Origin of the sequence: uncultured Azohydromonas sp. (assembly GCF_937926365.1) — a bacterium.
GTDB lineage: Bacteria > Pseudomonadota > Gammaproteobacteria > Burkholderiales > Burkholderiaceae_C > Azohydromonas.
In genome coordinates, this window is sequence record NZ_CALAOH010000010.1 from 1 (window position 1) to 9,716 (window position 9,716).

The window sequence follows — 9,716 nt, forward strand, 5'->3', positions numbered from 1 at the left end:
GGCTGGCCGCGTCGGGCCGCGATGCCCCGGCGCACGGCCTGCGCACCGCCGCCCGGACGGCCGAAACGCCGGCCCGCGCCTCCCGCACGGACGCCACCGGGGCCCTGGCCGGCACCGCAACGCCCGCGTTCGAGACGTCCATCCCGGGTCCCGGGCTGCAGGCCGGTGCGCCGGCACCCACCGTGCCACCGCTGGCCGTGACCGGGGTGGCGAGCGCGCCGGCCGCCGCCACACAACCGGCGGCATCCACCGCCTCCACGCTGCCTTACCAAGCCCACATCACCGCGCCTGTAGGCACGCCGGCCTTCGCGCCGGCACTGGGCGCACAAGTGCGCATGCTGGTGCACGACGGCATCGGCCACGCGCGGCTGGAACTCAACCCGGCCGAGATGGGGCCGGTGTCGGTGCACATCGCGCTGGAGGGACAGCAGGCGCATGTGGAATTCGGTGCCGACCTGGCCGCCACGCGCGCGGCACTGCAGGAAAGCCTGCCCACACTGGCGGCGGCGCTGCAGGAAAGCGGCATCACGCTCACCGGCGGCGGCGTCTCCGAGCGCCAAACCGGCAGCGGCGGCAACGCCGGCCAGGACAGCGGCACGCCGGGCAGCCGGGCGCAGGCGTTCGCGCCGGCCGAAGGTGCGCACGCCGGTGCAGCCATGGCGCCGCCGGTGGCAGCCCCCGCGGTGCAGGGTGGACGCGGGCGCGGCACGGTCGACCTGTATGCCTGAAGCAGCCGGCGGTGCCTCGGACCCGGGTCCGGGTCCGGACTCCGGCCTCGCCTGACATCGCTCAAGCCGCCGTGGCGGCATGCATGAAATCCTGCCGCTCGGGCGCCCGACGTGCCGCGAGCCACCGGCGCCCGCCCGTTAAGCTGCCGTTTTGCCCTGCTATTTCCGCCTTCGCCACCGGTCGCCGGCCCGAATAATTCGCGGCAGATACCTTGCCGGGCGGCTGCCCGGAACCCCTCCACTGGAGCCTGAATGTCCGCTGCCATCGCTGCCCTCGGAGCCTCACTGAAGAAGGGCCGCATGAAGATCGTTCTCATCATGGCGGTCCTGCTGCTGCTGCTCGGAACCGCGGCACTGGTCGCCAGCCGCTCGGTCGTGCCGGTGGACGAGGAGGACGCCGAGTTCGAGGCAGAGCACCAAGCCAAGCCCGGCGCCTATGACGCCAAGAGCGCCCCCGTGTTCGTGCAACTGGAAACTTTCACCGCCAACCTCGCCGACCGCGACAGCGACCGCTTCATCCAGGTGGGCGTGACGCTGGAAGTGGTGGACCCCAAGGCCGCGGAGCAGATCAAGGCCTTCATGCCCGTGATCCGCAACAACATCCTGCTGGTATTGACGAACAAGACCTCGGATGCCGTGCGCGAGCCCGTGGGCAAGCGCCGCCTGGCCGCGGAGATCCGTGCGCAGGCACTGCGTCCGCTGGGCCACAGCGTCAAGGTCGAGGAGCTGCTCGACGAGGAGCCTTCGGGCAGCTTCAGGCAAGCCAAGTGGGCACGGCTGCCGATCAAGGCGGTGCACTTCTCCACCTTCATCGTGCAGTGACAAGGCGATGAGCCAGCAGTTCCTCTCCCAGGACGAGGTCGATGCGCTCCTGCAGGGCATCACCGGCGAGAGCCAGAAGCTCGAACAGGAAGACACTCCAAGCGGTGCGGTACGCACCTACGACATCGCGAGCCAGGAACGCATCGTGCGTGGGCGCATGCCCACGATGGAGATCATCAACGAGCGTTTCGCGCGCAACGTGCGCGTGGGGTTGTTCAACTTCATGCGCAAGAGCCCCGAGGTGGCCATCGGCGGCATCAAGGTGCAGAAGTACAGCGCCTTCCTGCGCGAAATCGTGGTGCCCACCAACATCAACATCGTCTCGGTGCGGCCGCTGCGCGGCTCGGGGCTGATCGTGTGCGAGCCCAACCTGGTGTTCGCCGTGATCGATGCGCTCTTCGGCGGCACCGGGCGCTTCCACACCCGCATCGAGGGCCGCGACTTCAGCCCCACCGAGCACCGCGTCATCACGCGGCTGCTGGAAGTCATCATCGGCGAGTACAAGAAGGCGTGGGGCGGGATCTACCCGCTGGAGCTGGAGTACCAGCGCTCGGAGATGCAGCCGCAGTTCGCCAACATCGCCACGCCCAGCGAGATCGTCGTGGCCACGAGCTTCACGCTGGAGATCGGCACCACCGCGGGCTCGATCCACTTCTGCATCCCATACTCCACGCTGGAGCCCATCCGCGACGTGCTGTACTCCTCGGTGCAGGGCGACTCCACCGAGCCGGACCGGCGCTGGGTGAACCTGCTCAAGACGCAGCTGCAGGCCGCGGAAGTGGAACTCGTGGCCGAGCTCGCGCACGCGCCGGCCACCGTCGAGCAATTGCTGTCGCTCAAGGTGGGCGATTTCATCGAGCTCGACCAGCTGCCGCTGGTACAGGCCAAGGTGGACGGCGTGCCGGTGCTGGAAGCGCATTGCGGCACGCGCAACGGCAAGTACGCCATCAAAGTCGAACGACTGATCTCCAGCTCCACGCTGAGCTGGATCGGAGAGAACCATCATGGCAGTTGAACCAGGACAGATGTCCGACGAGGACCGCATGGCCGCCGAGTGGGAGGCCGCACTGGCCGAGGCCCGCTCCGACACGGCCGCCGTCGCCGAGGCCGAAACCTCGCCGTTGCAATCCGTGAAGGCCGCGTCCTTCACGGACTTCGGCGCGGCCGAGGCGGCCGACCCGACGGGGATCAACGACATCAACATGATCCTCGACATCCCGGTGCAGCTCACCGTGGAGCTGGGCCGCACGAGGATCCCGATCAAGCACATCCTGCAGCTCGCACAGGGCTCGGTGGTGGAGCTGGAGGCCATGGCCGGCGAGCCCATGGACGTGCTGGTCAACGGCTACCTCATCGCCCAGGGCGAGGTGGTGGTGGTCAACGACAAGTTCGGCATCCGCCTCACCGACATCGTCACGCCCAGCGAGCGCGTGCGCCGGCTCAGCCGGACTTGAGGCCGTTCGCACCCAGCAGGCATCGGCGGCAAAGGAACCGCCGTCATGCCCGCGAAGGCGGGCATCCACGCGCGCCGATACGCCGGCCTTTTCCGCCTCCCTTCCACCTTCCCGACGCAGCCTCCCGGAGCTCGTGGATGCCCGCCTGCGCGGGCATGACGGATCGTTGGGCTCCAGGCCGACTGACGGCGCAACGAAAGCAATTAGCCGATGAACACCGGATGGATGCCACTGCTGTGGTTCCTGGCCGTGCTGGCGCTCATCCCGCTGGCGCTGTGGCTGCTCAAGCGCTCGCCGCTGGCGCCGGGCGCGCAAGCCGCCGGCGTGATGCGCACCGTGGCGGTGCTGCCGCTGGCCCCGGGCCAGCGCCTGGTGACGGTGGAGGTGGGCAGCGGCGAGCAGCGGCGCTGGCTGGTGCTGGGCGTGACGGCGCAGCACATCAGCACGCTGCACACCATGGCGCCGCAGGACCCCGATCCCGCCACCGCCGCGCCCGGCGCGGCGGCGCCCTCCTTCGCGCAGGCGCTGCGCCAGCAGCTGCGCGCGCGCCGCGACTGAGCTCCCCCAGACCATGAAAGCCTTCCTCTTCCCCAGGCGCGGCCGCGCGCCCCGTGCCGCCGCGCTGCTGCTGCTGGGCGCCGCCGCGCTGCCCGCGCTGGCGCAGCAGCAAGGCGGCGCGGGCACGCTGCCGCTGCTCGTGGGCCAGGGCGCGGGCGGCACCAGCTACTCGGTGCCGGTGCAGACGCTGCTGTTCTTCACCGCGCTGAGCTTCCTGCCAGCGGTGCTGCTGCTGATGACGGCCTTCACCCGCATCGTCATCGTGCTGGGGCTGCTGCGCCAGGCCATGGGCACGCAGACCACGCCGCCCAACCAGGTCATCGTGGCGCTGAGCCTGTTCCTGACCTTCTTCGTCATGGGCCCGACGCTGGACCGCATCTACGAGCAGGCCTGGCAGCCCTACGCCGCCGGGCAGATCACGGCCGAGCAGGCGCTGGAGCGCGGCCAGGAGCCGCTGCGCGCCTTCATGCTCAAGCAGACGCGCCAGAGCGACGTGCAGATGTTCTCCCGCATGGCACGGCTGCCGGAGCAGACCACGCCGGCGCAGCTGCCGCTCAAGGTGCTGGTGCCGGCCTTCGTCACCAGCGAGCTCAAAAGCGCGTTCCAGATCGGCTTCCTGGTGTTCATTCCCTTCCTGATCATCGACATGGTCGTGGCCAGCGTGCTCATGAGCCTGGGGATGATGATGCTCAGCCCCGTGCTGGTGGCGCTGCCCTTCAAGCTCATGCTGTTCGTGCTGGCCGACGGCTGGAACCTGCTGCTGGGCTCGCTGGCGGCCTCGTTCGCGCAATGACTTCCCGTTCGCCCTGAGCCCTTCGACGAGCCCAGGGCGAACGGAGCCGACTCTTTATTGAGAACACAACGATGGACGCGACCCAAGTCTTCACGGTGGGGCAACAGGCCCTGTTCACGCTGCTGCTGGTGTGCGCGCCGATCCTGCTGGTGATCCTGGGCGTGGGCATCGTGGTGAGCGTGCTGCAGGCGGCCACGCAGATCAACGAGCCCACGCTGTCCTTCGTGCCCAAGATCATCGCGGCGGTGGCGGTGCTGGCCATCGCGGGGCCCTGGATCATGACGACGCTGGTGGAGTTCCTGCAGCGCACGCTGCAGTCGATTCCGGGCGCGGTGGGGTGATGGCGGCGTGATCACCTTCACCGAAGCCCAGCTGATGGCGTGGCTGTCGCCGCTGCTGTGGCCGCTGCTGCGCGCGCTGGCGCTGCTGTCGTCCATGCCGGTGCTGGGCACGCGCATGGTGCCCATACGCGTGCGCGTGGGCCTGGCACTGCTGCTGGCGCTGGCGATGCAGGCGGTGCTGCCGCCCATGCCCGTGGTGGCGCTGGACAGCCCGGTGGCCTTCGAGCTGGTGGCGCAGCAGCTGGTGGTGGGCGTGACGCTGGGCCTGGCCGCGCGCATGGTGTTCGCGGCGGTGGAGTTCGCCGGCGAGGTGATGGGCCTGCAGATGGGGCTGAACTACGCGGGCTTCTTCGACCCGGCCAGCGCCACGCAGGGCACGGTCACGGGACGGCTGTTCGGCACCCTGGCGGCGTGGCTCTACATCGTGATCAACGGCCACCTGGTGGTGCTGGCGGCGCTGGTGCGCAGCTTCGAGTCCTTCCCGGTGAGCGAACAGCCGCTGGCGGTGCTGCAGCAGTTGCAGCCGCAGACCTGGGGCGCGGAGATCTTCACGCTGGGCCTGTGGCTGGCGCTGCCGCTGATCACGATGCTGCTGTTCGTCAATCTGGTGCTGGGCCTGATCTCGCGCGTGGCCTCGCAGATGAACGTGTTCGCGGTGGGCTTCCCGATCACGCTGGGCATGGGGCTGCTGGGCATCCTGGCAACGCTGCCGCTGCTGGAGCAGCCCTTCGTGGCGGCGCTGGAGCGCATGCTGTCGCACTTCCAGTGACGCGGGCGCGGCGCCTCGGCAAGCCGCGTTCCATCCTGCCCCCCGGCGGCACGCCCCCGCCGCAGCCGCTCCCCGGAGGGACGCGCCGCCAGGCGCCGGTGCCTAGATTTGTGGCCAGTTCGGTACGCAACGACGACTTCAAGCGCTCGAAGCCGCCGGACGCCTCCCAACCGCCAGCCCACACACCGAGGTCGCTCCATGAACGCTGTCTCCGCCGCCGCCCTGACCGCCGCCAGCCTGGCCGCCCTGGCCAGCCCCCCGCTGGCCCAGGCGCAGCCGCTGTCCCTGTCCTCCGGCGCGAGGGCGCAGGCGGCCGAGCTCAGCGATGCGGAGCTGGTGAGCGCCAAGTCGCCCATGCCCAAGGTCAGCTTCCTGGCGGCTTCCGCCTTCGACTACAACGCCGCCGCCACCGCGGCCCAGGAGCGCGCCGTGGTGCTGGACCTGCCGGCCAAGCGCCCCGTGGCCGACGCGCGCGGCCTGATGACCCGGCGCGAGATCGGCGCCGCGGCGCTGGCGCTGGCGCCGCAAGGCGAGGTCACGCCCCGGGCGGTGGGCACCGGCAAGATCCACTTCACCTCCACCCGCACCTACCCGCGCCAGCAGGACCGCACCTACCCCAGCAGCGCCGTGGGCAAGCTGTTCTTCAAGGACGGCGCGGGCAACTCCTACATCTGCACGGCCTCGGTGCTGCGCCCGGGCCTGGTGCTCACCGCCGGCCACTGCGTGCACCGCGGCAGCGGCGGCGTCGCGGGCTTCTACAACAGCTTCACCTTCGTGCCCGGCTACAGCCGGGTCGGCGCCACCGAGACGCGTCCCTTCGGCACCTGGAGCAACTGGGCGCACGTGACCACCACCGCCGCCTGGGCCAACGGCGGCGGCGCGGTGCCCAACGTCGGCGACTGGGCGCTGCTGGTGTTCAACCGCGACGGCGCGGGCAAGCGCGTGGGCGACTACACCGGCACCCTGGGCATGCAGTACCCGGCCATGATCGGGCGCCACATGACGGTGCTGGGCTACCCCGCCAACCTCGACGGCGGCACGCAGATGCACCGGGTGGACAGCATGGTCAACGACGGCGGCACCAACAACGGCATCTGGGGCTCGGACATGACCGGCGGCTCCAGCGGCGGCCCGGTGGTGCTGAACTTCCGCCAGGACTACGCGGGCCTGTCAGCCTCCACGCAGGACAACGGCGCCAACCGCGTCACCGGCGTGGTGTCCTGGGGCTACATCTCGGCGGGGCCGCAGGTGCAGGGCGGCTCGCAGTTCAACGCCAACTTCGCCAACCTCTACAAGACGGCCTGCGGCAAGTTCGCCTGGGCCTGTTGAGCGCGGCCCGGAACGCCGGGCCCGTCACGTACAGCAAGGAGGGGAGACCAGGGCGGCCACGCGGCCGCCCTTTTTTTGTTGCCCTACTGCCCCACCAGCCCGTTGCGGATGGCGTAGACGGTGAGCTCGGAGTTGTTGGACAGGCCCAGCTTCTCCAGCACGCGGGCGCGGTAGACGCTCACGGTCTTGGGGCTGAGCATGAGCTCCTCGGCGATGTCCGACAGCCGCTTGCCCGAGGCGATCATCACCAGCGTCTGCAGCTCGCGGTCGGAGAGCTTCTCGTGCGCCTGCTCCGCCGCCGGGGTGGTCAGGCTCTCGATGAGCATGTGCGCGATCTCGGGCGTGACGTTCTTGCGCCCCTGCGCCACGGTGCGCACGGCCTGCACGATCTGCTGCGGGTCACCGCCCTTGTTGACGTAGCCGTAGGCGCCGGCGCGCAGCGCGCGGATGGCGTACTGGTCCTCGGGATACATGCTCACGATGAGCACGCGCACCGGGCTGCCCTCGTCCTTGAGCGCGTGCAGCACATCCAGGCCGCTGCGCCCGGGCAGGTTGATGTCGAGCACCAGCACGTCGCAGGCGGTGTTGCGCATGAGGGCGCGCAGCTCGCCGTAGTCGGCGGCCTCGCCCACGACCTCGATGTCGGGCGAGTCGGAGAGCGTGTCGCGGATGCCGCGCCGGATCAGCGCGTGGTCGTCACAGAGAATCACCTTGATCATGAAGCCCCCCATGCCGCGTTCTCGGACGCAGCATCGCCGCCCTCGGCGGCCAGTGGAATGGACAGGATGAGCGTGGTCCCCCCGCCCGGGCGGCTGCTGAGGTCGATCCAGCCGCCCACGGTGCCGGCGCGCTCGCGCAGTCCGCGGATGCCAAAGCTCTGCGCCTTGGCCAGGTCCTCGCGGCTCAGGCCGCGGCCGTCGTCGCTGATCTCCAGCGACAGCACGCCCGCGCCCAGCGACAGCTCCACCACCACTTGCCTGGCCTGGGCGTGCTTGAGGATGTTGGTCAGCGCCTCCTGCGCCGTGCGGTAGGCCACCAGCGGCACGCCCGCGGGCAGCTGCAGGCTGTCATGGCTGGTGCGCAGCACGCAGTCGATGCCGCTGCGGCGGCGGAAGCTCTGCGCCATCCACTGCAGCGCCGCCACCAGGCCCTGCTCCAGGATGGCCGGGCGCAGGTTCTGCATGATCCGCTTGCTGGCCTCGATGGCGTGGGTGAGGCTCTCGCGCGCGGCGTGCAGGTGCTGCCGCGCCTCGGGGTCGGCGTTGTGGCGCTCCAGCCACGCCAGCTCGAAGCGCAACGCCGTGAGCGAGCCACCCACGTCGTCGTGGATCTCGCGCGCGATGGCCACGCGCTCGGCCTCCACGCTGGCCTGCAGGTGCTGCGCCAGCTCGCGCAGCTGCTGCTGCGACTGCGCCAGCCGCTCGTCGGCGTCGCGCTTGGCGCGGCGCATCTCGGCGGCCTCGATGGCGTTGTCCACCGCCGGCGCCAGCCGCGCCAGGTTGTTCTTGAGCAGGTAGTCGCTGGCGCCGTGGCGCATGGCCTGCACCGCCACGTCCTCGCCGATGGCGCCCGACACCAGGATGAACGGCAGCACCAGGCCGCTGTGCATGAGGATCTCCAGCGCCTGCAGCCCCGTGAAGCCGTGGGGCAGGTTGAAGTCCGACAGCACCACGTCCCAGGGCTGCGCGTGCAGCGCGTGCCGATAGTCGGCCTCGGTCTCCACGCGCAGCGTCTGCACCTCCTGTCCGCCGCGGCGCAGGTGCGCCAGCGCCAGCTCGTGGTCGAGCTCGGCATCCTCGATGTGCAGCACGCGCAGGGGACGGGAAGTCATGCGGGGAAGTATCGCAGCCCGTAAGGGTGGAATTGGACCGGCTTGCGCCTTGTCATCCGGGCACCGCAGGACCGGGCGTGGCCCAAGAATCGCGGCGGCCGGGACCTGCCCTACCCGGCCGCGCCGTGAATTTGGACGCGGCGCGCGCCACTGCTTGGGGCATTGCTCGCAATTGCCGGGCTCAAGCGCCTCAAGTCCTCTGCCCGCGCGCCGATAGACCGTCCAGCCTGCCCTGGAGAAACAACGCATGCCTTCGATTCTTGCCGTCGACGACTCGACCTCGATGCGCCAGATGGTGTCCTTCACGCTGAAGAACGCCGGCTTTCACGTGGTCGAAGCGGTGGACGGTATGGACGCTTGGGAGAAAGCCGACAGCCGCGACTTCGATCTGGTGCTCACCGACCAGAACATGCCGCGCATGGACGGCATCACGCTGACCCGCAAGCTGCGCGGCCATCCCAAGTTCGCCCGCACGCCGATCCTGATCCTCACCACCGAGTCCAGCGACGAGATGAAGCAGGCCGGCCGCGCCGCCGGCGCCACCGGCTGGATGGTGAAGCCCTTCGACCCCGCCAAGCTGATCGAGGTGATCGGCAAGGTCATCCGCTGACGCCCCGTTCGCAGACGCCCAGAGAGAGCCCCGCATGGCCGAACCGACTTCCGATAGCCAGTTTTCCGCAGGCATCGACCTGAGCCAGTTCTACCAAGTCTTCTTCGAGGAGGCGCTGGAGAACCTGGAGCGCATGGAGCAGATGCTTCTGGAAGTGGACCTGGCCGCCGCCGACGACGAAGCCCTCAACGCCATCTTCCGTTGCGCGCACTCCGTCAAGGGCGGTGCGGCCACCTTCGGCTTCAACGACGTGGCCGAGCTCACGCACCAGATGGAGACGCTGCTGGACCGGCTGCGCCGCCACGAGCTCACGCCGGACAGCGCCATGGTGGACGTGCTGCTGGAGTCGGGCGACGCGCTGCGCGCGCAGCTCGCCCGCCACGAAGCCGGCGGCGCGGGCGACCCCGTGGAAACCGCCGACCTGTGCACGCGCATCCGCGCCCTGGCCGAGGGCCGCCCCGCCCCGCCACGCAGCGCCGCG

Annotated in this window: 13 protein-coding genes; 11 read left to right on the forward strand and 2 right to left on the reverse strand. The window is 70.0% G+C overall.

The window, feature by feature from the left end; translation table 11 throughout:
• The 9 genes from Q0741_RS00680 to Q0741_RS00720 form a co-directional block, all read left to right on the forward strand.
• Window positions 1-728 (forward strand): flagellar hook-length control protein FliK (locus tag Q0741_RS00680; RefSeq protein ID WP_298231279.1); only part of this gene is annotated, 728 nt, incomplete at its 5' end.
• Between the two features lie 300 nt (window positions 729-1,028).
• On the forward strand, window positions 1,029-1,550 hold the full coding sequence (gene fliL, locus Q0741_RS00685) for a flagellar basal body-associated FliL family protein (protein ID WP_298231280.1): 522 nt from the start codon (window positions 1,029-1,031) through the stop codon (window positions 1,548-1,550).
• 7 nt (window positions 1,551-1,557) lie between these two features.
• Entirely contained in the window at window positions 1,558-2,565 is a 1,008-nt protein-coding gene (gene fliM / locus Q0741_RS00690) for a flagellar motor switch protein FliM (RefSeq protein WP_298231281.1), read from the forward strand.
• Window positions 2,555-3,004, forward strand: coding sequence for a flagellar motor switch protein FliN (gene fliN / locus Q0741_RS00695; RefSeq protein ID WP_298231282.1), 450 nt, complete (start codon window positions 2,555-2,557; stop codon window positions 3,002-3,004). The genes fliM and fliN overlap by 11 nt, the downstream gene beginning before the upstream one ends.
• 210 nt (window positions 3,005-3,214) lie before the next feature.
• Window positions 3,215-3,562 carry a flagellar biosynthetic protein FliO gene (fliO, locus tag Q0741_RS00700; RefSeq protein WP_298231283.1) on the forward strand — a complete coding sequence of 116 codons (348 nt, stop codon included), beginning with the start codon at window positions 3,215-3,217 and terminating at the stop codon, window positions 3,560-3,562.
• Window positions 3,563-3,575: 13 nt separating this feature from the next.
• Entirely contained in the window at window positions 3,576-4,355 is a 780-nt protein-coding gene (gene fliP / locus Q0741_RS00705) for a flagellar type III secretion system pore protein FliP (protein WP_298231284.1), read from the forward strand.
• Between the two features lie 71 nt (window positions 4,356-4,426).
• Window positions 4,427-4,696 carry a flagellar biosynthesis protein FliQ gene (gene fliQ, locus Q0741_RS00710; RefSeq protein WP_298231285.1) on the forward strand — a complete coding sequence of 90 codons (270 nt, stop codon included), beginning with the start codon at window positions 4,427-4,429 and terminating at the stop codon, window positions 4,694-4,696.
• 7 nt (window positions 4,697-4,703) lie between these two features.
• Window positions 4,704-5,465, forward strand: coding sequence for a flagellar biosynthetic protein FliR (fliR, locus tag Q0741_RS00715; RefSeq protein ID WP_298231286.1), 762 nt, complete (start codon window positions 4,704-4,706; stop codon window positions 5,463-5,465).
• 198 nt (window positions 5,466-5,663) lie between these two features.
• On the forward strand, window positions 5,664-6,794 hold the full coding sequence (locus tag Q0741_RS00720) for a trypsin-like serine protease (protein WP_298231287.1): 1,131 nt from the start codon (window positions 5,664-5,666) through the stop codon (window positions 6,792-6,794).
• Between the two features lie 83 nt (window positions 6,795-6,877).
• Here Q0741_RS00720 and Q0741_RS00725 read toward each other — a convergent pair whose 3' ends face one another.
• Both Q0741_RS00725 and Q0741_RS00730 read right to left on the reverse strand, forming a co-directional pair.
• On the reverse strand, window positions 6,878-7,513 hold the full coding sequence (locus tag Q0741_RS00725; protein ID WP_298231288.1) for a response regulator transcription factor: 636 nt from the start codon (window positions 7,511-7,513) through the stop codon (window positions 6,878-6,880).
• Complete coding sequence (locus Q0741_RS00730; protein WP_298231289.1) at window positions 7,510-8,625, reverse strand: ATP-binding protein; 1,116 nt, start codon at window positions 8,623-8,625, stop codon at window positions 7,510-7,512. The genes Q0741_RS00725 and Q0741_RS00730 overlap by 4 nt, the downstream gene beginning before the upstream one ends.
• Window positions 8,626-8,872: 247 nt before the next feature.
• On the opposite strand from Q0741_RS00730, the gene Q0741_RS00735 reads away from it, so the two are divergent.
• The gene (locus tag Q0741_RS00735) at window positions 8,873-9,235 is read left to right on the forward strand and encodes a response regulator (RefSeq protein WP_029001121.1); all 363 of its coding nucleotides are present in this window, start codon (window positions 8,873-8,875) and stop codon (window positions 9,233-9,235) included.
• 34 nt (window positions 9,236-9,269) lie between these two features.
• The coding region (locus tag Q0741_RS00740; RefSeq protein ID WP_298231290.1) for an Hpt domain-containing protein at window positions 9,270-9,716 on the forward strand (447 nt) is incomplete at its 3' end.

What these genes read in the sequence shown, in the direction of transcription:
- fliL (WP_298231280.1), top strand. Translation starts at nt 1,029, where the DNA reads ATGAAGATCGTTCTCATCATGGCGGTCCTGCTGCTGCTGCTCGGAACC.
- fliM (WP_298231281.1), top strand. Translation starts at nt 1,558, where the DNA reads ATGAGCCAGCAGTTCCTCTCCCAGGACGAGGTCGATGCGCTCCTGCAG.
- fliN (WP_298231282.1), top strand. Translation starts at nt 2,555, where the DNA reads ATGGCAGTTGAACCAGGACAGATGTCCGACGAGGACCGCATGGCCGCC.
- fliO (WP_298231283.1), top strand. Translation starts at nt 3,215, where the DNA reads ATGAACACCGGATGGATGCCACTGCTGTGGTTCCTGGCCGTGCTGGCG.
- fliP (WP_298231284.1), top strand. Translation starts at nt 3,576, where the DNA reads ATGAAAGCCTTCCTCTTCCCCAGGCGCGGCCGCGCGCCCCGTGCCGCC.
- fliQ (WP_298231285.1), top strand. Translation starts at nt 4,427, where the DNA reads ATGGACGCGACCCAAGTCTTCACGGTGGGGCAACAGGCCCTGTTCACG.
- Q0741_RS00720 (WP_298231287.1), top strand. Translation starts at nt 5,664, where the DNA reads ATGAACGCTGTCTCCGCCGCCGCCCTGACCGCCGCCAGCCTGGCCGCC.
- Q0741_RS00725 (WP_298231288.1), bottom strand. Translation starts at nt 7,513, where the DNA reads ATGATCAAGGTGATTCTCTGTGACGACCACGCGCTGATCCGGCGCGGC.
- Q0741_RS00730 (WP_298231289.1), bottom strand. Translation starts at nt 8,625, where the DNA reads ATGACTTCCCGTCCCCTGCGCGTGCTGCACATCGAGGATGCCGAGCTC.
- Q0741_RS00735 (WP_029001121.1), top strand. Translation starts at nt 8,873, where the DNA reads ATGCCTTCGATTCTTGCCGTCGACGACTCGACCTCGATGCGCCAGATG.